Origin of the sequence: Mycobacterium shinjukuense (assembly GCF_010730055.1) — a bacterium.
Classification (GTDB): domain Bacteria; phylum Actinomycetota; class Actinomycetes; order Mycobacteriales; family Mycobacteriaceae; genus Mycobacterium; species Mycobacterium shinjukuense.
Genome location: NZ_AP022575.1, coordinates 743,246 through 764,356 on the forward strand (window position 1 = coordinate 743,246; position 21,111 = coordinate 764,356).

The window sequence follows — 21,111 nt, forward strand, 5'->3', positions numbered from 1 at the left end:
TGGCCTCGATGATGCCGCCGGGCTGGATGATGCCGCGGTGGTCGATGCGCTGGGGGCGGCCGCGCGTGCGGAGAACGGCGCGGCGGCGCGCCGGTTGGCCTGGATGGGTGAGCTTTATGTCCGTCGCGCCCCCGAAGATGATGCCGAGCGCAGCAATTGGGCCATCGATGGGCATGCCAACGTGGTGGCCGAGATCTCGGCGGCGCTGAGGATCAGCCGGGGCCGCGCCGGGGCCCAGCTGCGTTATGCCATCGCGTTGCGGGAGCGGTTGCCCACGGTGGCCGAGGTGTTTGGTGCTGGGGCGATTGATTTTCGGATGATGGCCGCCCTGGTGGCGCGCAGCGACATCGTTGACGACGAGGCGATCGGCAAGCTGGATGCGGCGTTCGCTAGGCACGCGCCCAGCTGGATGCGCATGTCGGGGCCCAAGCTCACCGAGCGCATCGACATGTGGTGGAGAAGTTCGATCCCGCAGGGGTGCGGGAGCCGCGTGCGCCGCGCGAGGACCGCTATGTGGACATCGGGCCCACCGGTGCGGGGATGGCTGGGATCTGGGGTCAGCTGGAGATCACCGAGGGTGCGGCCCTGGATCGCCGGCTCGATCAGCTGGCGGCCACGGTGTGTCGCGATGATCCGCGCACCGCCGCGCACCGCCGTGCCGATGCGCTGCTGGCGCTGGCCGGCGGGCAGTCGCGGCTGGTCTGTGGGTGCGGGGCCGAGCACTGCCCGGCCGCGGGCGCCGAGCAGGCGCCCCTTGCCCAGGTGGTGATCCATGTGCTGGCCGAGCAGGCCACCGTGGACGGTGCGTCGACGGCGCCGGGGTATCTGCCCGGGTTGGGTGCGGTGCCCGCGCCGCTGCTGCGCGAGCTGGCCGGGAGCGCCAAGTGCAAGCCGCTGCGCATCCCGGCGCCGGTGGCCGAGCCGGGGTATCGGCCCTCGGCCGCGCTGGCCGAGTTCATCCGCTGGCGCGATCTCACCTGCCGGTTTCCGGGTTGTGATCAACCCGCCGCGGCCTGCCAGATCGACCACACCATCGCGTACCCGGTGGGGCCCACCCACCCGTCGAACCTCAAGCTTTACTGCCCGGCGCATCACCTGCTGAAAACCTTCTACGCCGGGGCGGGCGGCTGGGCGGATCGCCAATTGCCCGACGGCACCGTCATTGTCACCGCGCCCACCGGCCACACCTATACCACCACACCCGCCGGGGCGTTGTTCTTCCCGGCGCTGGGCACGCCGACCGGGCGGTTGGTCATCCCCGAGCCCACCCGCGCGCCGGGCGCGCAGCGTGGGCTGATGATGCCCACCCGCACCCGCACCCGCGCCCAGGACCGGGCCGCTCGCATCGCCGGTGAGCGCAAACGCAACGCCGCCCGCATCGCCCGCAAGAACTTCCTCCTCGCCGAGCGCCTCGCCCGCGAGGACGAACCCCCGCCGTTTTGATGCACACCCGCGCGGGCACCGATTACGCCGACGGCGAGCCCGGGGCGCACCCCAGCGCCCAGCTCCGCCGCGCTGGCGATCACCGCTACGCTGGCGGCGTGAACTTGCCTGTTGTGTTGATCGCCGACAAACTCGCCCAATCCACCGTTGCCGCCCTGGGAGATCAGGTCGAGGTGCGCTGGGTAGACGGTCCTGACCGGGAGAAGCTGCTGGCCGCCGTGGGCGAAGCCGACGCGCTGCTGGTGCGGTCGGCCACCACCGTGGACGCCGAGGTGCTGGCCGCCGCGCCCAAGCTGAAGATCGTCGCGCGCGCCGGCGTCGGGCTGGACAACGTCGACGTGGAAGCCGCCACCGCCCGCGGCGTGCTGGTGGTCAATGCCCCCACATCGAACATCCACAGCGCCGCGGAGCATGCCCTGGCGCTGCTGCTGGCCGCGTCGCGGCAGATCCCGGCGGCCGATGCTTCGCTGCGCGAGCACACCTGGAAGCGTTCGTCGTTCTCCGGCACCGAGATTTTCGGCAAAACCGTCGGCGTGGTGGGCCTGGGCCGGATCGGCCAACTGGTCGCCCAGCGGATCGCCGCGTTCGGCGCCCACGTCGTCGCCTATGACCCGTACGTTTCGCCGGCCCGTGCCGCACAGCTGGGCATCGAGCTGGTGTCCCTGGACGAGCTGCTGGCCCGCTCCGACTTCATCTCGGTGCACCTGCCGAAGACGCCCGAGACCGCGGGACTGATCGACAAGGAGGCCCTGGCGAAGACCAAGCCCGGCGTCATCATCGTCAACGCCGCGCGCGGCGGCCTGGTGGACGAGGCGGCGCTGGCCGAGGCGATCATCAGCGGCCACGTCCGTGCGGCCGGGCTTGACGTGTTCGCCACCGAACCGTGCACCGACAGCCCGCTGTTCGAGCTTCCGCAGGTGGTCGTCACACCGCATCTGGGGGCATCGACCGCGGAAGCCCAGGATCGGGCCGGCACCGACGTCGCCGAGAGCGTTCGATTGGCCTTGGCCGGAGAGTTCGTTCCCGACGCGGTCAACGTCGGCGGCGGCGTGGTCAGCGAGGAAGTGGCGCCCTGGTTGGATCTGGTGCGCAAGCTCGGCGTGCTGGCAGGTGTGTTGTCGGATGAACTGCCCGTGTCGTTATCGGTGCAGGTTCGCGGCGAGCTGGCCACCGAAGAGGTTGAAGTGCTGAAGCTCTCGGCGTTGCGCGGTCTGTTTTCGGCGGTGATCGAGGACGCGGTGACGTTCGTCAATGCGCCGGCGCTGGCGGCCGAGCGTGGGGTCACCGCCGAAATCTCTAAGGCCTCGGAAAGTCCGAACCATCGCAGCGTCGTCGACGTTCGTGCGGTTGCTCCGGACGGCTCGGTGGTCAACGTCTCCGGCACGCTGTACGGCCCGCAACTGTCGCAGAAGATCGTGCAGATCAACGGCCGCCACTTTGACCTGCGTGCCCAAGGGATCAACCTGGTCATCCACTATGTCGACCGGCCAGGAGCGTTGGGCAAGATCGGCACGTTGCTGGGTGCGGCCGGGGTGAACATCCAGGCCGCGCAGCTCTCCGAAGATGCCGAAGGTCCGGGCGCCACGATTCTGCTGCGGCTGGACCAAGACGTTCCCGGCGACGTGCGGTCGGCGATCGCGGCGGCGGTGGACGCCTACAAGCTCGAGGTTGTTGATCTGTCGTGAGCCCCTCCACGCCGATGAAACTCGCGATCATCGCCGGCGACGGGATCGGGCCCGAGGTAACCGCCGAGGCGGTCAAAGTCCTCGACGCGGTCCTGCCGGGTGTTCAGAAGACCAGTTATGACCTGGGTGCGCGGCGCTTTCAGGCCACCGGCGAAGTGCTCCCGGACTCGGTGGTGGCCGAGCTGCGCGAGCACGACGCCATCCTGCTGGGGGCGATCGGTGACCCGTCGGTCCCCAGCGGCGTGCTGGAGCGAGGGCTGTTGCTGCGGCTGCGGTTCGAGCTGGATCACCACATCAACCTGCGGCCGGCCCGGCTGTATCCGGGGGTGGCCAGTCCGCTCTCCGGTAACCGCGAGATCGATTTCGTGGTGGTGCGCGAGGGCACCGAGGGACCCTACACCGGAACCGGCGGGGCGATTCGCGTCGGCACGCCCAACGAGGTGGCCACCGAGGTCAGTCTCAACACCGCGTTCGGGGTGCGGCGCGTGGTCGCCGACGCGTTCGGACGGGCCCGGCAGCGTCGCAAACACCTGACGCTGGTGCACAAGACGAACGTGCTGACCTTCGCCGGCGGACTGTGGTCGCGAACCGTGCAGCAGATCGGCGAACGCTACCCCGACGTCGAGGTGGCCTATCAGCACGTCGACGCGGCCACCATCCACATGGTCACCGACCCGGGTCGGTTCGACGTGATCGTCACCGACAACCTGTTCGGTGACATCATCACCGACCTGGCCGCGGCGGTATGCGGCGGCATCGGCCTGGCGGCCAGCGGGAATATCGACGCCACCCGGACCAATCCGTCGATGTTCGAGCCGGTGCATGGCAGCGCGCCAGACATCGCCGGCCAGGGTATCGCCGATCCGACCGCGGCGATCATGTCGGTGGCGCTGTTGCTGTCCCACCTTGGCGAGCACGACGCCGCTGCCCGGGTGGACCGGGCCGTCGAGGCCCACCTGGCAACTCGCGGACGCGAACGGCTTGCCACCAGCGATGTCGGCGAACGGATAGTCGCCGCGCTCTAGTTTCCAGGCCCGGCGGCAGCAGGCGGACCGGCACCAGCGGCACGGCCGCCAGCGGGAACAAACCGCACAGCGCCCACGCCGTCGGGTAGGCCGACGCGGTGATCAGCGCCCCGAACAGCGGGGGTCCGGCGGCCGCCATCAGCCGCTGGGTGGTGTTCTGCGTGCCCAGCGCCCGCCCACTCCAGTACGGCCCGGCGTACTCGGTGATCGCGGTGGCCTCCAAACCGTTGTCGAGGACCGCAAGCACCGAGATGGTGATCATCAGCATCACGTCATACCTGGAGCCCTGGTTGTCGACGAGTGCGAGCAGGAACAGGGCCAGTGCGCTGGCGGCGGCGATCATGCGGACCGGCCGCATTCGTGACCCGACATGGTCGGACCAGCGGCCGACCGCGATCCGGCCCAGCGCCCCGAGCAGCTGCGAGATGGTCACCAAGACACCGGCCTCGGCCACCGACCAGCCGTGGTGGTTCATCAGCCAGACCAGCATGAACGTCACCGTCACCGTCTGCGGCATCATCAGCAACGCCGAGGCCGCGTGTATCCGCCACAAAACCGACGATCCGCGATACGGGTTGGCCAGCTCCGCCTCGGAGGCTTTCCGACGGGATTGTCGCGGGGGGTCGGCGACGCCGAGGAGGCTGGCCACCGCGGCCACCGTGCATGCGATCGCGGGAAACATCAGCCCCGCGTGGGTGCCGCGTTCGGCCAGCTCGGGTATCACCAGCGCGCCCGAGGCGATCCCCAACGGTTGTGCGGTCTGGCGGATTCCCATGGCCAGACCGCGTTGCTGCGGCGGGAACCAGCCCGACACCAGCCGGCCGCCGGCGCTGTTGCAGCCGCCGGCGGCCATGCCGCCGAGGAACAAGAAGACCTCGACCCACAGCAGCGAATGCACCGATGCCGCAGCATAGGCGGCCGCGGCGGTAAGCGCCGAGCCCACCGTCATCACGATCCGTTCGCCGGCGTGATCCAGCAGGTAGCCCCAGGCGACCATGGTGACCACCATGCCCCAACTGGGCATCGACGCCACCAGACCTGCCTGGGCCAACGGGACTCCACCCGCCGTTTCCAGACGCGGGATCAAGAACGCGACACCGTTGATGAATAGAAATGAGCTCGCCGTCACCCCCAGCGAGATGAACATGATCGCCCAACGCACGCCCACGCTGGTCGGATCGCGCGACATCTGCTCATGTTCGCACAGGCACCCACCGGTGCGGCCGCCTCGGCCGTCCTGGCGCTGCCGGGGCTGATTAGGCTCATCCGAATGCGTCTTGGTCGAATCGCCAGCCCAGACGGCGTCGCCTTCGTCGGCATCGACGGCGAACCGGACGACCCCGCCGGCATGACCGCACACGAAATCGCCGAGCATCCCTTCGGCACCCCGACGTTCACCGGCAGGTCCTGGCCGTTGGCCGATGTTCGGCTGCTGGCTCCGATACTGGCCAGCAAGGTGGTCGGCGTCGGCAAGAACTACACCGGCCATATCGCCGAGATGGGTGGCCGGCCGCCGGCTGACCCGGTGATCTTCCTCAAGCCCAACACCGCGATCATCGGACCCAATGCGCCGATTCGATTGCCCGCCAACGCATCGCCGGTGCACTTCGAGGGCGAGCTGGCGATCGTGATCGGCCGGCCGTGCAAGGACGTCCCGGCCGGCGAGGCCGCCGACAACATTCTCGGCTACACCATCGGCAACGATGTGTCGGCCCGGGATCAGCAGCAGGCCGACGGCCAGTGGACGCGGGCCAAGGGACACGACACCTTCTGCCCGCTCGGGCCGTGGATCGTCACCGACCTAGATCCGCTAGACCCGGCCGATCTCGAACTGCGCACCGCCGTCAACGGTGACGTCAAGCAGCACGCCCGCACCTCGCTGATGATCCACGACGTCGGCGCCATCGTGGAATGGATCTCGGCGATAATGACCTTGCTGCCCGGTGATCTCATCCTCACCGGAACACCCGCGGGCGTCGGTCCCATCGAGGACGGTGACACCGTGTCCATCACCATCGAGGGAATCGGTACCCTCACCAATCCCGTAGTCCGCAAAGGAAAGTCGTGACCGAAGCAGAAACCGTCCGGGTCCGCTTCTGCCCGTCGCCCACCGGCACACCGCACGTGGGGATGGTGCGCACCGCGTTGTTCAACTGGGCCTACGCCCGGCACACCGGGGGCACCTTCGTTTTTCGCATCGAGGACACCGACGCCCAACGCGACAGCGAGGAAAGCTATCTGGCGCTGCTGGACGCGCTGCGGTGGCTGGGTCTGAATTGGGACGAGGGGCCCGAGGTGGGCGGGCCGTACGGCCCGTACCGGCAGTCGCAGCGCACCGAAATCTACCGCGACGTGCTGGCCCGGCTGCTCGCGGCGGGCGAGGCCTACCACGCGTTCTCCACGCCGGAGGAGGTCGAGGCCCGCCACATCGCCGCCGGCCGCAACCCCAAGCTGGGCTATGACAACTTCGACCGCCAGCTGACCGACGCGCAGCGCGCGGCGTACCGGGCGGAGGGCCGTAAGCCGGTGGTGCGGCTGCGGATGCCCGACGAGGATCTCGGCTGGAACGACCTGGTGCGCGGGCCCACGACGTTCGCGGAGGGCTCGGTGCCCGACTTCGCGCTGACCCGGGCCAACGGAGATCCGTTGTACACCTTGGTTAACCCCTGTGACGACGCGCTGATGAAGATCACCCACGTGCTGCGCGGCGAGGACCTGCTGCCGTCGACCCCACGCCAGCTCGCCTTGTATCAGGCGCTGATTCGCATCGGGGTCGCCGAGCGGATTCCGGAATTCGCCCACCTTCCAACGGTATTGGGGGAGGGAACCAAGAAGCTCTCCAAGCGCGACCCGCAGTCGAATTTGTTCGCCCACCGCGACCGTGGCTTCATCCCCGAAGGCCTGCTGAATTATCTTGCGTTGCTCGGCTGGTCGATTGCCGACGACCGCGACCTGTTCAGCCTCGACGAGATGGTGGCCGCGTTCGACGTTGCCGACGTCAACTCCAACCCGGCCCGGTTCGACCAGAAGAAGGCCGACGCGCTCAACGCCGAGCACATCCGGATGCTCGACGTGCACGACTTCACCGCCCGGCTGCGCCGCTACATGGACTCGCACGGCCAGCACGTCGGGTTGGACGAAGCCGGCTTCGCCCAGGCCGCCGAGCTGGTGCAGACCCGCATCGTCGTGCTTGGTGATGCGTGGGACTTGCTGAAATTCCTCAACGACAGCCACTACGCGATCGACCCCAAGGCCGCGGCCAAGGAGCTGGTTGCCGACGCGGGTCCGGTCCTGGACGCGGCCGTGGCCGCGTTGTCGGACGTGACGGACTGGACCACGGCGCGCATCGAGGACGCCCTGAAGGCCGCACTGATCGAGGGCTTGGCCCTCAAACCGCGCACGGCGTTCGGCCCGATCCGGGTCGCTGCCACCGGGACGACGATCAGCCCGCCGTTGTTCGAATCGCTGCAGCTGCTCGGCCGCGACCGCAGCCTAAGGCGGCTGCGCGCCGCGCGCGAGCACGTCCGCTCGGGGTAGGTGGGCGCGCGGCGGGGCGAGTTTTTGGTAGTCTGCACGTCGGCCGACGACGGCTGGCGGCAGCGTTTCCCAGGGCGCGGGCTATGATTCGCAGAATGGGCCCTGACCAGCGGTCTTAGCCAGCCGATGGGGTATGGTGTAATTGGCAACACAGCTGATTCTGGTTCAGCCATTCTAGGTTCGAGTCCTGGTACCCCAGCAAAAGGCGTGAGCTATGCTGACTGCTCGGATCGGCTCCGGCCCCGTCGTCTAGCGGCCTAGGACGCCGCCCTCTCACGGCGGTAGCGTGGGTTCGAATCCCATCGGGGCTACTCATCGGTGGATTCGGCGCGCCGCCGGTGCCGTCGATCCGGCTACCGGCATGTGGGCCAGCCCCAGCTTGCGGTGATCCCATGAGCGCGCGCGCCGGGTGACGATGCGTACCCCGATGCGTTTGTTCATCATCTGGTCGACGAACGGCTTCACGTCGTCGCTGTAGGGGCCGGTGTAGCGTTCCCACACGCTGACCCCGATCCGGTGCAGGGTGTCCGGATCGTCGGCGATTTCGGCAACACCCTCGAAGGACACCCCGCGCAGGGTGTCATAGGTGTCGCCGTCTTCGATCAGGAAACTCACCCGCGGATCTCGCCTGAGGTTGACGGCCTTTTGCGACTTGGCCTTGGTCTCCAGCCAGATCTCGCCGTCGACCACGGCGTACCACATCGCCGTCAGGTGCGGCTGCCCGTCGGGACCGAGGGTGGCCAGGGTGCCGGTGCGGCTGTTGGTGACGAAGTCGGCGATTTCAGCCGGGGACATGACGATGTCGGCGCGCTGATTGGTTCCCACGGCGTCAGTCTGTCAGGCCGACGCGAGCCACCGGACGCCAGTGTGAAATCCGCGACGTGACACGCCGCGCTGCCGTCGCGCAATTCACAACCGGGGCACGCGAGTCCTACAGCCGGCGGGTCAGCGCGTCGGCCGCGGACAGCAGGTCGGCGGCCCAGCGAGCACCCGGGCGCCGGCCCATCCGGTCGATCGGGCCGGACACCGATATGGCGGCGATCACCACGCCGCGGCCGTCGCGCACCGGCGCCGACACGCTGGCTACTCCGGGCTCCCGCTCGGCCACGCTTTGCGCCCAACCGCGCCGGCGCACCTCGGCCAGCGCCCGATCGGTGAACACCGCAGAAGGCAGCACGGCGGCTTGGGTGGCGGCGTCGCTGTGCGCCAGCAGCACTTTGGCCCCCGAGCCCGCGGTCATCGGCAGCCGCGCCCCGACCGGAACCGTATCGCGAAGGCCTGCAGGCGGTTCCGCTGCGGCCACGCAGACCCGGGACGTGCCCTCGCGGCGGTACACCTGCACGCTTTCGCCGGTGGTCTCGCGCAGCCGGGGCAGCACCGCCGCGCTGGCGGCCAGCAGCGGATCGTCGACCAGGGCTGCCAGCTCGGTGATCGCCGGCCCCAGCAGCCAGTGGCCCTCCTGGTCGCGTCGCAGCAGGCGATGCACCTCCAGCGCGGCCGCCAGCCGGTACGTGGTGGCCCGGGGCAGGCCGGTGCGGTCACAGAGTTCGGCCAGCCCGCACGGAGATTCCGCGATCACCCGCAGCACGCCCACGGCTTTGTCAAGCACGCCGATGCCGCTATGCTGTCCCACATAAAGATACTAGCGTCTCGCATTCTGAGATCAAGCGAATTGAGAGAACATGACGTCGAAACCTCGCACCATGGCGCAGAAGGTTTGGGACGACCACGTGGTGGCATCCGGTGCCGACGTGGGCGCGCCCGACTTGATCTACATCGACCTGCATCTGGTACACGAGGTCACCAGCCCGCAGGCCTTCGACGGCCTGCGGCTCTCCGGACGTCGGGTGCGCCGGCCGGACCTGACGCTGGCCACCGAGGATCACAACGTGCCCACCGTCGACGTCGACGAGCCGATCGCCGACCCGGTGTCGCGCACCCAGGTGGAAACGTTGCGCCGAAACTGCGCGGAATTCGGTATCCGGCTGCATCCGATGGGCGACATCGAGCAGGGCATCGTGCACGTCGTCGGACCGCAATTGGGCCTCACCCAACCGGGAATGACGATCGTCTGCGGCGACAGCCACACCTCTACCCACGGTGCGTTCGGCGCGTTGGCGATGGGCATCGGCACGTCCGAGGTCGAGCATGTGCTGGCCACTCAGACGCTGCCGTTGCGTCCGTTCAAGACCATGGCGGTCAACGTCGATGGGCGGTTGCCCGCGGGCGTGTCGGCCAAAGACATCATCCTGGCGTTGATCGCCACGATCGGCACCGGCGGAGGGCAGGGTCACGTCATCGAATATCGCGGCAGCGCCATCGAATCGCTGTCCATGGAGGGCCGGATGACGATCTGCAACATGAGCATCGAGGCCGGCGCCCGAGCCGGCATGGTGGCTCCCGACGACGTTACCTACGAGTACTTGCGGGGCCGCCCGCACGCCCCGACCGGTGCTCGCTGGGATGCCGCGCTCGCATACTGGCGGCGCCTGCGCACCGATGCCGGCGCCGTTTTCGACACCGAGGTGCATCTCGACGCCGCCTCGTTGAGCCCGTTCGTCACCTGGGGAACCAACCCCGGCCAGGGAGTGCCGTTGGCTGCAGCGGTGCCGGATCCCGCGCTGATGACCGATGAGGCCGAGCGGCTGGCCGCCGAGAAAGCGTTGGCATACATGGACCTTCGGCCCGGAATCGCGATGCGCGATATAGCGGTCGACGCCGTGTTCGTCGGGTCGTGCACCAACGGGCGCATCGAGGATCTTCGGGTGGTGGCCGACGTGCTGCGTGGCCGAAAGGTGGCTCGGGGTGTGCGGATGCTGATCGTGCCGGGCTCGATGCGAGTACGCGCGCAGGCCGAAGCCGAAGGGCTCGGTGAGATCTTCACCGCCGCGGGCGCGCAGTGGCGCCAGGCGGGATGTTCCATGTGCCTGGGCATGAATCCCGATCAGCTGGCGCCCGGGGAACGGTGTGCCGCCACGTCCAACCGCAACTTCGAAGGGCGGCAGGGCAAGGGCGGCCGCACGCATTTGGTTTCCCCGGCGGTGGCCGCCGCGACCGCGGTTCGCGGCACACTGTCCGCCCCGGGCGATTTGAATTGAACTCACGCGAATCAAGGGACTCAGCATGGAAGCCTTTCACACCCACACCGGCATCGGCGTGCCGCTGCGGCGGTCGAATGTCGACACCGACCAGATCATTCCCGCGGTCTTTCTGAAGCGCGTCACCCGAACCGGATTCGAAGACGGCTTGTTTGCGAGCTGGCGCTCGGATCCGTCATTCGTGCTCAACCTCAGCCCCTTTGACCGGGGTTCCGTCCTGGTCGCCGGACCCGATTTCGGCACGGGGTCTTCCCGGGAGCATGCCGTCTGGGCGCTCCTGGACTACGGATTCCGGGTGGTTATCTCGTCTCGATTCGGTGACATTTTTCGCGGCAACGCGGGCAAGGCGGGGCTGCTGGCGGCCGAAGTCGCCCAAGACGATGTGGAACTTCTTTGGAAGCTGATCGAGCAGAGTCCGGGTCTGGAAATCACTGCCAATCTTCAAGATCGAAATATCACCGCTGCAACGGTGGTGGTGCCGTTCAAGATTGACGACCACACCGCGTGGCGACTGCTCGAAGGACTCGACGATATAGCCCTTACGCTGCGGAAACTCGACGAGATCGAATCGTTTGAGGCGGCGTACCCGGACTGGAAACCGCGCACTCTGCCCACCCCTTGACGGGCTCCGGGGCGGGATGTACGCCCCCGGGTAACCCCTGCGGAGCCGGATGGCCGGACCCATTTCCAGACCACGCCACCGGTCAAGGGCGGCAATCGGATTGCGAAATGCCGGGCAATCGGTTCGGTGAAATTGCGCGTGGCTCTTGGAAATCAGCCAGGTGAAGGTTTACCGTGTCCACTAGTCGGTTCCAAAACGAGGACCGCTAGCTTGGAGGGTTGGATGAACAAAGCAGAGCTCATTGACGTGCTCACACAGAAATTGGGCTCGGACCGTAAGCAGGCGACCGCCGCCGTCGAGAATGTCGTCGACACGATTGTGCGTGCGGTCCACAGGGGTGACAGCGTCACCATTACCGGGTTCGGTGTGTTCGAGCAGCGGCGCCGTGCGGCTCGCGTGGCCCGCAATCCGCGTACCGGAGAGACCGTGAGGGTGAAGCCGACGTCCGTCCCAGCGTTCCGTCCGGGCGCGCAATTCAAAGCGGTTGTCTCTGGCGCACAGCGTCTCCCGGCGGAAGGGCCCGCCGTGAAGCGTGGTGTGGGGACGGCCACAGCCAGGAAGGCGGCCAAGAAGGCGGCCACCAAGGCACCCGCCAAGAAGGCGGCCACCAAGGCCCCCGCCAAGAAGGCGGCCACTAAGGCCCCCGCCAAGAAGGCGGTCACCAAGGCGGCTGCCAAGAAGGCGGTCACCAAGGCGGCTGCGAAAAAGGCGGTGGCCAAGGCCCCGGCCAAGAAGGTGACCAAAGCGGCGGTGAAGAAGACCGCCGCCAAGGCCACGGTGCGCAAGGCCGCGACCAAGGCACCGGCCAAGAAGGCGGCGGTGAAGCGGCCGGCCAACAAGGCTCCTGCCAAGAAGGCCGCTGCCAAGCGGGGCCGCAAGTAGGTTACCCATGCGGATACCCTTCGGCGGGCAGCGATGCCCCCCGAAGGGTATCCGCGTGTTGGGCCGGCTGTTAGGCCCGAACGTTGCCGGCCAGCGCGCCGCCGATGTGGTCGGCAGCCACCAGCCGGCCGGCCGACAGCGACAGCACCCAGGTACTGCCTTTGTGGTTGCGCGCCTTGTCCGGGCGCACGCCGTCACGCTCGCACCACCAGGCGATCAGGTCCGGAATCACTTTGCCCTGCGTGCAGATCACCGGTGTGCCCGACCGCGCCGCGATCTGCAGAACCCGGCGCCGGCCTCGTTTCGGATCCTTGGCGTAGGCCTCCTCGGTCAGGGTGGGCTCGTTGCGGATCGCAACGCCAAGCTCCGCGGCGATCGGTTCCACCGTCTGATGGCAGCGCACCCGGTCGGCGGCGTGCACGTCGGTGGCCCCGAAGGCGAGCAGCTGGGCCACCAAAGCCTCCGCTTGCGCGCGTCCCTTCTTGTCCAACGGCCGCTTGGTGTCGTCGCCGGAGAAGCGTGACTTTCTGCCGGCGGTGCCGTGCCGCACCACCAGCACCGTCTTGGTGTCCGCAGGGTGTTTAGCGAACCGGCGCAAGACCTTTCGATCAGGCGGATAGTCGAGTCTTCGCACCGCGTCGGCAACGGGCAGCCACACCAGGTCATCGACCTCGGTTCCCGGGACGAATTCACCGCCGGTGGCGCGCGCTGCCCAGTAGTGGACTTTCTTGACGCCTTGCTCGATCGGGTAACTGATCATGGCGAGTCGTCTGCCAAGGTATGCGTGGTGCCCGGTCTCCTCGAATACCTCCCGCACGGCGCCCGCCGGCGCCGTCTCGCCCGGGTTCACCTTGCCCTTGGGCAGCGACCAGTCGTTGTACCGGGGACGATGGATCAGCGCGACCTCAACGGTGTTGGCGGAGTTGGCTGTCTTGGCGGAGTTGGCCTTGCCACGTCGCCACAGCACCGCGCCGGCGGCATACACGACGCGGCCTCCCGCGCATTGTTGGGCCGACGAGTTCTGGTTCGACACCTCAACTCCTGCAGGTCAATTCGGCCAGGGCCGGTCGCGGTGGCGGACGTGGACTCGGGCTAACCGGGATAGGTTCAGGGGCTGCGGTGGCGTTCCATCAGGGACACCTGGTGGTCGCGGACATTCTCGCCGTCCTGGGGCGACGCGGTCCACTGACCGTCGGGCCCGAGCTCCCAGCACCGTGTGGACGGATCCAGTGCGGACTCGAACAATTCGTCCAGCTGGGCGGTCAGTCTCGGATCCTTGACCGCAACCATCACCTCGACGCGGCGGTCGAGGTTGCGGTGCATCATGTCGGCGCTGCCGATCCAGAACTCGTCGATGGCGCGGAAATGCAGGATTCGCGAGTGTTCCAGGAAACGACCGAGAATCGAGCGAACGACAATGTTTTGGGAATAGCCTGGCGCGCCGGGGCGCAGCGCGCAGATGCCGCGCACCACCACCTCCACCCGCACGCCCTCCTGCGACGCGCGATACAGCGCGTCGATGACCTGTTCGTCGACCAGCGCGTTCATTTTCAGCCGGATGTGGCCGCCACCGGTGGTGCGGTGAGCCGCGACCTCGCGCTCGACGCGTTCGATGATGCCGGTGCGAATTCCATGCGGGGCCACCAACAGGTTGCGGTAGGACAGTTTGCGGGAGTAGCCGGTCAATGAGTTGAACAAGTCGGTCAGGTCGGCGCCGATATCGGGTGCGGCCGTCAGCAATCCGACGTCCTCGTAGAGCCGCGCGGTCTTGCTGTTGTAGTTGCCGGTGCCGATGTGGCAGTAGCGCCGGATGACGGGACCTTCCCGGCGCACCACCAGCGATGTCTTGCAGTGCGTCTTGAGTCCAACGAGCCCGTAGGCCACATGCACGCCCGCTTGTTCCAGGGCACGCGCCCATCGGATGTTGGCCTGTTCGTCGAAGCGCGCCTTGATCTCCACCAGTGCCACCACTTGCTTGCCGGCCTCGGCGGCGTCGATCAGCGCTCGCACGATCGGCGAATCACCGGATGTGCGGTACAGGGTTTGTTTGATCGCCAGCACGTTGGGGTCGGCGGCGGCCTGCTCGATGAATCGCTGCACACTGGTGGAGAACGAGTCGTAGGGATGGTGCACCAGCACGTCGCCTTCGCGCAGCGTCGCGAAGATGCTCTTGGGTGTCTCGCGCTCGGCGAACGCGGGATGGGTGGCCGGAACAAATGTCCGGTCCTTGAGCGCCGGCCGTTCCACGCCGTAGATCTGCCACAACGACGACAGGTCGAGCAGCCCCGGCACCTCGATGACATCACCGGGATGCACGTCGAGTTCACGCAGCAACAACTCCAACATGCTCTCGGTCATGTCGTCGGCGACCTCGAGTCGCACCGGCGAACCGAACCGTCGGCGAGCCAGTTCCCGTTCCAGCGCTTGCAGGAGGTCTTCGTCGCGGTCCTCTTCAACCTCGAAGTCGGCGTTGCGGGTGATGCGGAACGCGTGATGCTCGACGATTTCCATGCCGGGGAACAGCACCGGCAGGAAGGCGGCGATCAACTCCTCCATCGGCAGGAACCGCACGACCTGCTGGTCGGCCGATTCGCCGTCACCGTGGCAGGCGCTGAGTTCGACGAAGCGATCGACGTTGTCGGGCACCTTGACCCGGGCGAAATGCTGGGTGCCGTCCTCGGGTTGGCGCACCGTGACCGCCAGGTTCAGGCTCAACCCGCTGACGAACGGGAACGGGTGGGCGGGATCGACGGCCAGCGGCGTCAACACGGGGAAGACCTGTTCGTTGAAATACGTGGACAACTGGTCGCGCTCGGCCTCATCCAGGTCAGCCCAGGTGACGATGTGGATGCCTTCCTCGGCGAGCGCGGGCCGCACCGCGTCGAGGAACACACGCGCATGCCGGCTGGCGATCTGCTGGGTCTTCTCGCCGATGCGGCGCAGCTGCTCTCGGGGGGTCAACCCGTCGGCGGACAGGGCCGACAGCCCCATCTCGTCACGGCGTTTGAGGCCGGCCACCCGCACCATGTAAAACTCGTCGAGGTTGGACGCGAAGATCGCCAGGAATTTGGCTCGCTCCAGCAAGGGCAGTGAGTTATCGGCGGCCAGGGCGAGCACGCGGTCGTTGAAATCCAGCCAACTCAGTTCCCGGTTCAGATAGCGGTCCGCGGGCAGTTGTTCATCGATCGCAAGGCGGAACTCGGCGGCGGTCGCCGCGGGCGGCGCCGCCGTGGCGGAGTCGACGAGATCCCAGGCATTCTCCTGGGGCCGGGCCTGCGCTTCGGTTTCGGTCACCCTGCGATCATTGCTCATTTCCGGGTATCGCTGCCAGCACCCGGCAGCCATCCCATTGGCCGTTGATGTGCTGTTCACCCCTTCGACATCAACGATAGGTCGGTCGACCGCGCGGCGTGGCCATCTCGGCTAGCGATGGGCAACGGCGCGCGCGGTCGCGGGCCCCACGCCGAGCCGGCGGGCGGCGGCAAGGTCGGCCGGGGTGTCGACATCGCAGCGCAGGCCGGGCCACGCGCCGGTCAGCTCGATGGCGCCCGAACGGCGGTGCCGCGCGGACGAATCCGCCCCGAACTGCGGGTCGAGCGCGGCACCGAAGGCGCACAGCGCGGCCGTCCCGGTCCCCAGCCGGTCGGCGACGAAACTGCGTGGGTGCTGGCGTGCCGCCGCGATGGCCTCGGCGAGTTCCTGGGCCTGTAATGCGGGCAAATCACCCTGCAGCACAACGATATTGGCGAATGAGCCGGCCATCACACGTTCGGCTGCGGTGATGGCGCTGTTGAGCGGGTCGGGATCGTCGTGCGGCGTGGGGTCGGCGAGTACCCGCACGCCAAGCCCGGCGGCCGCGGCCGCGGCGGCCTCGTCGGGCGTGATGACGGCGATCGAGCGCACGGCGCTGACCCGGGTGGCCGCGGTCAAGGTGTCCACCAGCATGGCCAGCACCACGTTCTCGCGGGTTTGTGCCGAGAACACCGGGGCCAGCCTGGTCTTGGCGGCGGCCAACCGCTTAACGGCGACGATCAAGCCGATATCGCCGGTGCCGTCGGCCCGCGTGCCGCCCATGCGGTCATCCTATTTTCGGTGGGATTGCCGTCCTGGGCGTGGTGGCGTCTGCAGCACTGCCGGCGATTGGCTGCGGAGTAGGGTGTATCGGCTGAAGTGAGCTTCGACGCAGGAGCGCTCCACGAAAGGATGGTCGATGGCCAGCACGTCAACCATCGCGGTGATGGGTGCCGGCGCGTGGGGCACCGTGCTGGCCAAGGTGCTCGCCGACGCCGGTAAAGAGGTCACGCTGTGGGCGCGGCGCGCCGAGATCGCCGAGCAGATCAACGCGACCCGCTACAACCCCGAGTATCTGCCCGGCACGCTGCTGCCGCCGGGCATCCACGCCACCGCCGACGCCGGGGAAGCGCTCGGCGGTGCGACGACCGTGCTGCTGGGGGTGCCGGCGCAGACCATGCGGGCCAATCTGGAGCGCTGGGCGCCGCTGTTTCGCGACGGCGCGACGCTGGTCAGCCTGGCCAAGGGCATCGAGCTGGGCACGCTGATGCGGATGAGCCAGGTGATCGTCTCGGTGACCGGGGTGGACCCGGCACAGGTCGCGGTGATTTCGGGACCCAACCTGGCCAGTGAGATCGCGCAATGCCAGCCCGCCGCCACCGTGATCGCGTGCAGCGACTCCGGTCGGGCGGTAACGCTGCAACGCTTCCTGAACAGCGGGTACTTTCGCCCCTACACCAACTCCGATGTCGTCGGCACCGAGATCGGTGGGGCCTGCAAGAACGTCATCGCGCTCGCCTGTGGGATGGCGGCCGGGGTTGGCCTGGGCGAAAACACCACGGCGGCGATCATCACCCGAGGCCTGGCGGAGATCATGCGGCTGGGGATCGCGCTCGGCGCCCAGGGCGCGACGCTGGCCGGGCTGGCCGGGGTGGGTGACCTGGTGGCTACCTGCACCTCACCGCACTCGCGTAACCGGTCGTTGGGTGAGCGGCTGGGCCGGGGCGAGACCATGCCGTCGGCGTTGCACGGCTCCCCCAATGGCGGAGACGGTCCCGTCGTCGAAGGGGTGACGTCATGTGAGTCGGTGCTCGCGCTGGCGTCCAGCTACGACGTCGAAATGCCGCTCACCGACGCCGTGCACCGGGTCTGTCACAAGGGGTTGTCGGTGACCGAGGCGATCGCTCTGCTGTTGGGTCGCAGCACCAAGCCCGAATGAGCCTCCGCACCTCAAAACCGCAGCTCGGGGTGCCAGCCCCGACCCGGCAGCGCGGTAGCCGGTAGCCTCTGAAGGTTGTGGGTGCCAGCGACCGCCGTGACCAGCGGGTGCGCGTCGCCGTCGTGTTCGGCGGGCGCAGCAACGAACACGCCATCTCGTGTGTGTCCGCCGGCAGCATCCTGCGCAACCTCGACCCGCAGCGGTTCGACGTGCTCGCCATCGGCATCACCCGCGACGGCTCGTGGGTGCTCACCGACGGCGACCCCGATGCGCTGGCGATCACCGATCGGCAACTGCCCACGGTGCGCCCCGGATCGGGGACCGAGCTGGTGTTGCCCGCCGATCCGCGCCGGGGCGGGCAGTTGGTGTCGCTGCCGCCGGGTGCTGGCGAGGTGTTGGGCGCGGTCGACGTGGTGTTCCCGGTGCTGCACGGCCCGTATGGCGAGGACGGCACCATCCAGGGGTTGCTCGAACTTGCCGGTGTGCCCTACGTGGGCGCCGGGGTGCTGGCCAGCGCCGTGGGCATGGACAAGGAATTCGCCAAGAAGCTGCTCAGCGCCGAGGGACTTCCGGTGGGCGCCTACGCGGTGCTACGCCCGTCGCGGCCGACGTTGCACCGGCGGGAGCGCGAGCGGCTGGGTTTGCCGGTGTTCGTCAAACCCGCGCGGGGCGGCTCGTCGATCGGCGTCAGCCGGGTGTCGAGCTGGGACCAGCTGGCCGCCGCGGTCACGGCGGCCCGCCACCACGATCCGAAGGTGATCGTGGAGTCGGCGATCAACGGCCGCGAGCTGGAATGCGGCGTCCTCGAAAAGCCCGACGGCACAGTGGAGGCCAGCACGCTGGGGGAGATCCGGGTCGCCGGGGTGCGCGGACGGGAGGACGCCTTCTACGACTTCGCGACCAAATACCTCGACGAGGCAGCCGAATTGGACGTTCCGGCCAAGGTCGACGACGACGTCGCCGACGCGGTGCGGCAGTTGGCGATCCGGGCGTTTAGGGCCATCGACTGTCAGGGCCTGGCCCGGGTGGACTTTTTCCTCACCGACGACGGTCCGGTGGTCAACGAGATCAACACGATGCCGGGATTCACCACGATCTCGATGTTCCCGCGGATGTGGGCGGCCAGTGGCGTGGACTATCCCACCCTGCTGGCGACCATGGTGGACACCGCGTTGGCCCACGGGGTCGGGCTGCGCTGACGCTCCGGCTAACCAGCCGGCGCCGGGTTGATCGGCACCTGGGCCAGGGTGCGGTCGATCACCTCGGACAGCTGCTGGATGGGGGTGGGTCCCGAGCCCGCCGGGAGCGTCAGTGCCACATAGACCGGACGGTCCACGGTGTACCAGGTGGAGCGGCGCTCGCCGGCCGACTGGGCGGCCACCTCAAACCACTGCACCCGGTCGACGAACTGGATCGCCGAGCCCGCCACGAACTCGGCCGGGCGGTCGAGTCCGCAGCGCATGATCACCGGCTCGCCCTCGCGCCCGGCCCGCCAGGCGGCCGCGCCGTCGGGCGCCGGCGGGGCGACCGGCACCCGCTGGTAGTCGCCAAGGTGGCCGGGCAGCGCCGCCAGCAGCGCCTGGCAGGCGGGAGCGGCGGCCTGCGGGGCGGCCACCGCGGGAATGGCGACCGGTTGCGGCGTCCGGTGGCGGGTTGCCGCGAGGACCAGGATCCCCCCAACCGCCGCCACGGCCAGGGCCACCGCGGCGATCATCACGACGCGCGGCGGTCCGTCGGAGTCGGCGTCCGAGTCGCCTGTCACCTGGCTGGCCACCTCCGATCTCATACACTGACGCGGGCGGGCAGGGACTCAAGTTACCGCAGGCCGTGCGGCCATCGGTTGGCCGAGACGGGTCGAGGGAGGTGACGTGCGCGACGACACGGCGGCGGAGTCTGCCAGCCTGGACCAGCTCGGTGAGTTCGCCGTGATCGACCGGTTGGTGCGGGGACGACGCCAGCCCGCCGCGGTGCTGGTCGGGCCCGGTGACGACGCGGCGGTGGTGGCCGTCGGTGGTGGCCGTGCCGTGATGTCGACCGACATGTTGGTGCAGGATCGGCACTTTCGGCTGGATTGGTCGACACCGCACGATGTCGGCCGCAAGGCCATCGCCCAGAACGCGGCCGACATCGAGGCGGTGGGCGCGCGGCCCATGGCGTTCGTGGTGGGGTTCGCGGCGCCCGGCGATACCCGGGCAGCCCGGGTGAGCGCGCTCGTTGACGGGCTGTGGGACGAGGCGGAGCGCATCGGGGCCGGCATCGCCGGCGGCGACCTGGTCAGCTGCCCGCAGTGGGTGGTGTCGGTGACGGTGCTCGGAGAGCTGGACGGCCGCCCGCCGGTGTCGCGGTCCGGGGCCCAAGCCGGGTCGGTGCTCGCCGTGATCGGCGAACTGGGCCGCTCTGCCGCCGGTTATGCGTTGTGGCACAACGGGGTTGACGGGTTTGACGAGTTGCGCCGCCGTCACCTGGTGCCCGAGCCACCCTACGGTCAGGGCGTGGCGGCAGCGGTCGCTGGGGCCCAGGCGATGATCGACGTCTCCGACGGCCTGATCGCCGATCTGCGCCACGTTGCGCGGGCATCGGGGGTCGGTATCGACCTGTCCACCGCGGCGCTGGCCGCGGACGTCGAGGCGTTGACCGCGGCCGCCGCCGCGGTGCGGGCCGATCCGTGGCCGTGGGTGTTGACCGGCGGTGAAGATCATGCCCTGGCCGCCTGTTTCGCCGGTCCGGCTCCAGTTGGGTGGCGGGTTGTCGGGCGGGTGCTCGACGGGCCGGCCAGGGTGCTTGTCGACGGTGCGGAGTGGTCTGGCTATGCGGGCTGGCAGTCCTTCGGGAGGTAGGGTGGCGCGGTGACCGTCGACGCGCACCGGAACGCTGGTGGTGACAGGGCCGTGGTGAGCGCACGCCCGCTCAGTGAACTCGTCGAGCAGGGTTGGGCGTCCGCGCTGGCGCCGGTGGCCGAGCACGTCGCCCGGATGGGACAGTTCCTGCGCGCCGAGCTCGCGGCCGGCCGCAGATACCTGCCCGCCGGGCCGAATGTGTTGCGCGCCTTCACTTTCCCGTTCGACCAGGTGAGGGTGCTGATCGTGGGGCAAGACCCCTACCCAACGCCCGGACATGCCGTGGGCCTGAGCTTCTCGGTTGCCCCCGAGGTGAGCCCGCTGCCGCGCAGCCTGGCCAACATCTTCGACGAGTACAGCGCCGACCTCGGCTATCCGCAGCCGTCATGCGGTGATCTGACGCCCTGGGCGCACCGGGGCGTGCTGCTGCTGAACCGGGTGCTTACGGTGCGCCCCAACAACCCGGCGTCGCATCGGGGCAAAGGCTGGGAGGCGGTCACCGAGTGCGCGATCCGCGCTCTGGTCGCGCGCTCGGCGCCGCTGGTGGCGATTCTGTGGGGCCGCGACGCGTCGACGCTCAAGCCGATGCTGGCCGCCGGCAACTGCGTCGCCATCGAGTCGCCGCACCCTTCGCCGCTGTCGGCGGCTCGCGGGTTCTTCGGCTCTCGGCCGTTCAGCCGGGCCAACGAACTGCTCGCGGGACTGGGCGCCGAGCCGATCGATTGGCGGTTGCCCTGACCTGGCCAGCCGAC

Annotated in this window: 17 protein-coding genes, 2 tRNA genes and 2 pseudogenes; 14 read left to right on the plus strand and 7 right to left on the minus strand. The window is 68.7% G+C overall.

Features of this window, described 5'->3' with window-relative positions; all coding sequences use genetic code 11:
- Positions 1–103: 103 nt before the first annotated feature.
- The 3 genes and pseudogenes from G6N20_RS03375 (at position 104) to G6N20_RS03385 (ending at position 4,153) form a co-directional block, all read left to right on the plus strand.
- A pseudogene (locus G6N20_RS03375) lies at positions 104–1,443 on the plus strand (HNH endonuclease signature motif containing protein).
- A gap of 98 nt (positions 1,444–1,541) precedes the next feature.
- Positions 1,542–3,128, plus strand: a complete 1,587-nt coding sequence (gene serA, locus G6N20_RS03380) for a phosphoglycerate dehydrogenase (protein ID WP_083046834.1) — start codon at positions 1,542–1,544, stop codon at positions 3,126–3,128.
- A gap of 14 nt (positions 3,129–3,142) precedes the next feature.
- Positions 3,143–4,153 carry a 3-isopropylmalate dehydrogenase gene (locus G6N20_RS03385; protein WP_083046790.1) on the plus strand — a complete coding sequence of 337 codons (1,011 nt, stop codon included), beginning with the start codon at positions 3,143–3,145 and terminating at the stop codon, positions 4,151–4,153.
- A 181-nt stretch (positions 4,154–4,334) separates the two neighbouring features.
- Here the strand turns inward: G6N20_RS03385 and G6N20_RS03390 are convergent.
- Positions 4,335–5,528, minus strand: a pseudogene (locus tag G6N20_RS03390) (MFS transporter); the annotation flags it as partial.
- On the opposite strand from G6N20_RS03390, the gene G6N20_RS03395 reads away from it, so the two are divergent.
- The 4 genes from G6N20_RS03395 to G6N20_RS03410 all read left to right on the plus strand — a co-directional run bounded on the left by G6N20_RS03395 (position 5,424) and on the right by G6N20_RS03410 (position 8,001).
- Positions 5,424–6,221 (plus strand): fumarylacetoacetate hydrolase family protein, encoded by a 798-nt coding sequence (locus tag G6N20_RS03395; protein WP_083046835.1) that lies wholly within the window; start codon positions 5,424–5,426, stop codon positions 6,219–6,221. The pseudogene G6N20_RS03390 and the gene G6N20_RS03395 overlap by 105 nt on opposite strands.
- Positions 6,218–7,690: a glutamate--tRNA ligase gene (gene gltX, locus G6N20_RS03400; RefSeq protein WP_083046791.1), complete on the plus strand. Its 1,473-nt coding sequence runs from the start codon at positions 6,218–6,220 to the stop codon at positions 7,688–7,690. Before G6N20_RS03395 ends, gltX begins: the two co-directional genes overlap by 4 nt.
- Positions 7,691–7,817: 127 nt before the next feature.
- A tRNA-Gln gene (locus G6N20_RS03405) sits at positions 7,818–7,889 on the plus strand.
- A 39-nt stretch (positions 7,890–7,928) separates the two neighbouring features.
- Positions 7,929–8,001: transfer RNA gene (locus G6N20_RS03410), tRNA-Glu, on the plus strand.
- 1 nt (position 8,002) lies between these two features.
- Here G6N20_RS03410 and G6N20_RS03415 read toward each other — a convergent pair.
- Together G6N20_RS03415 and G6N20_RS03420 are read right to left on the minus strand one after the other, a co-directional pair.
- Complete coding sequence (locus G6N20_RS03415) at positions 8,003–8,515, minus strand: pyridoxamine 5'-phosphate oxidase family protein (protein ID WP_083046792.1); 513 nt, start codon at positions 8,513–8,515, stop codon at positions 8,003–8,005.
- A gap of 106 nt (positions 8,516–8,621) precedes the next feature.
- Positions 8,622–9,323, minus strand: coding sequence for an IclR family transcriptional regulator (locus G6N20_RS03420; protein WP_083046793.1), 702 nt, complete (start codon positions 9,321–9,323; stop codon positions 8,622–8,624).
- 49 nt (positions 9,324–9,372) lie between these two features.
- Here G6N20_RS03420 and leuC point away from each other — a divergent pair, with 49 nt between their 5' ends.
- The 3 genes from leuC (at position 9,373) to G6N20_RS03435 (ending at position 12,292) form a co-directional block, all read left to right on the plus strand.
- On the plus strand, positions 9,373–10,788 hold the full coding sequence (leuC, locus tag G6N20_RS03425) for a 3-isopropylmalate dehydratase large subunit (protein ID WP_083046794.1): 1,416 nt from the start codon (positions 9,373–9,375) through the stop codon (positions 10,786–10,788).
- Between the two features lie 25 nt (positions 10,789–10,813).
- Positions 10,814–11,410: a 3-isopropylmalate dehydratase small subunit gene (gene leuD, locus G6N20_RS03430; protein ID WP_083046795.1), complete on the plus strand. Its 597-nt coding sequence runs from the start codon at positions 10,814–10,816 to the stop codon at positions 11,408–11,410.
- A gap of 222 nt (positions 11,411–11,632) precedes the next feature.
- Positions 11,633–12,292 carry an HU family DNA-binding protein gene (locus G6N20_RS03435; protein WP_083046796.1) on the plus strand — a complete coding sequence of 220 codons (660 nt, stop codon included), beginning with the start codon at positions 11,633–11,635 and terminating at the stop codon, positions 12,290–12,292.
- 70 nt (positions 12,293–12,362) lie between these two features.
- Here G6N20_RS03435 and mutT1 read toward each other — a convergent pair whose 3' ends face one another.
- From mutT1 to cofC, 3 genes are all read right to left on the minus strand, one after another.
- Complete coding sequence (gene mutT1 / locus G6N20_RS03440) at positions 12,363–13,325, minus strand: 8-oxo-(d)GTP phosphatase MutT1 (RefSeq protein WP_083046797.1); 963 nt, start codon at positions 13,323–13,325, stop codon at positions 12,363–12,365.
- A gap of 74 nt (positions 13,326–13,399) precedes the next feature.
- Positions 13,400–15,604, minus strand: a complete 2,205-nt coding sequence (locus G6N20_RS03445; RefSeq protein WP_179961511.1) for an RNA degradosome polyphosphate kinase — start codon at positions 15,602–15,604, stop codon at positions 13,400–13,402.
- Positions 15,605–15,715: 111 nt separating this feature from the next.
- Positions 15,716–16,366 carry a 2-phospho-L-lactate guanylyltransferase gene (gene cofC / locus G6N20_RS03450; RefSeq protein ID WP_083046799.1) on the minus strand — a complete coding sequence of 217 codons (651 nt, stop codon included), beginning with the start codon at positions 16,364–16,366 and terminating at the stop codon, positions 15,716–15,718.
- 136 nt (positions 16,367–16,502) lie between these two features.
- Between cofC and G6N20_RS03455 the strand changes: the two genes are divergently transcribed.
- The gene (locus G6N20_RS03455; protein WP_083046800.1) at positions 16,503–17,522 is read left to right on the plus strand and encodes an NAD(P)H-dependent glycerol-3-phosphate dehydrogenase; all 1,020 of its coding nucleotides are present in this window, start codon (positions 16,503–16,505) and stop codon (positions 17,520–17,522) included.
- A gap of 77 nt (positions 17,523–17,599) precedes the next feature.
- A complete protein-coding gene (locus tag G6N20_RS03460) occupies positions 17,600–18,721 on the plus strand; it encodes a D-alanine--D-alanine ligase family protein (protein ID WP_083046801.1) in 1,122 nt (373 codons plus the stop codon).
- Positions 18,722–18,729: 8 nt separating this feature from the next.
- On the opposite strand, the gene G6N20_RS03465 is transcribed toward G6N20_RS03460, so the two are convergent.
- Positions 18,730–19,308 carry a DUF3515 domain-containing protein gene (locus G6N20_RS03465; RefSeq protein ID WP_179961512.1) on the minus strand — a complete coding sequence of 193 codons (579 nt, stop codon included), beginning with the start codon at positions 19,306–19,308 and terminating at the stop codon, positions 18,730–18,732.
- 82 nt (positions 19,309–19,390) lie between these two features.
- On the opposite strand from G6N20_RS03465, the gene G6N20_RS03470 reads away from it, so the two are divergent.
- Positions 19,391–20,359: a thiamine-phosphate kinase gene (locus tag G6N20_RS03470; protein WP_083046802.1), complete on the plus strand. Its 969-nt coding sequence runs from the start codon at positions 19,391–19,393 to the stop codon at positions 20,357–20,359.
- Positions 20,360–20,413: 54 nt separating this feature from the next.
- Positions 20,414–21,097: a uracil-DNA glycosylase gene (locus tag G6N20_RS03475; RefSeq protein WP_083046837.1), complete on the plus strand. Its 684-nt coding sequence runs from the start codon at positions 20,414–20,416 to the stop codon at positions 21,095–21,097.
- Positions 21,098–21,111: the final 14 nt, after the last annotated feature.

What these genes read in the sequence shown, in the direction of transcription:
- G6N20_RS03395 (WP_083046835.1), top strand. Translation starts at nt 5,424, where the DNA reads ATGCGTCTTGGTCGAATCGCCAGCCCAGACGGCGTCGCCTTCGTCGGC.
- G6N20_RS03435 (WP_083046796.1), top strand. Translation starts at nt 11,633, where the DNA reads ATGAACAAAGCAGAGCTCATTGACGTGCTCACACAGAAATTGGGCTCG.
- G6N20_RS03445 (WP_179961511.1), bottom strand. Translation starts at nt 15,604, where the DNA reads ATGAGCAATGATCGCAGGGTGACCGAAACCGAAGCGCAGGCCCGGCCC.
- G6N20_RS03385 (WP_083046790.1), top strand. Translation starts at nt 3,143, where the DNA reads ATGAAACTCGCGATCATCGCCGGCGACGGGATCGGGCCCGAGGTAACC.
- leuC (WP_083046794.1), top strand. Translation starts at nt 9,373, where the DNA reads ATGACGTCGAAACCTCGCACCATGGCGCAGAAGGTTTGGGACGACCAC.
- cofC (WP_083046799.1), bottom strand. Translation starts at nt 16,366, where the DNA reads ATGGGCGGCACGCGGGCCGACGGCACCGGCGATATCGGCTTGATCGTC.
- leuD (WP_083046795.1), top strand. Translation starts at nt 10,814, where the DNA reads ATGGAAGCCTTTCACACCCACACCGGCATCGGCGTGCCGCTGCGGCGG.
- G6N20_RS03465 (WP_179961512.1), bottom strand. Translation starts at nt 19,308, where the DNA reads ATGAGATCGGAGGTGGCCAGCCAGGTGACAGGCGACTCGGACGCCGAC.
- G6N20_RS03455 (WP_083046800.1), top strand. Translation starts at nt 16,503, where the DNA reads ATGGCCAGCACGTCAACCATCGCGGTGATGGGTGCCGGCGCGTGGGGC.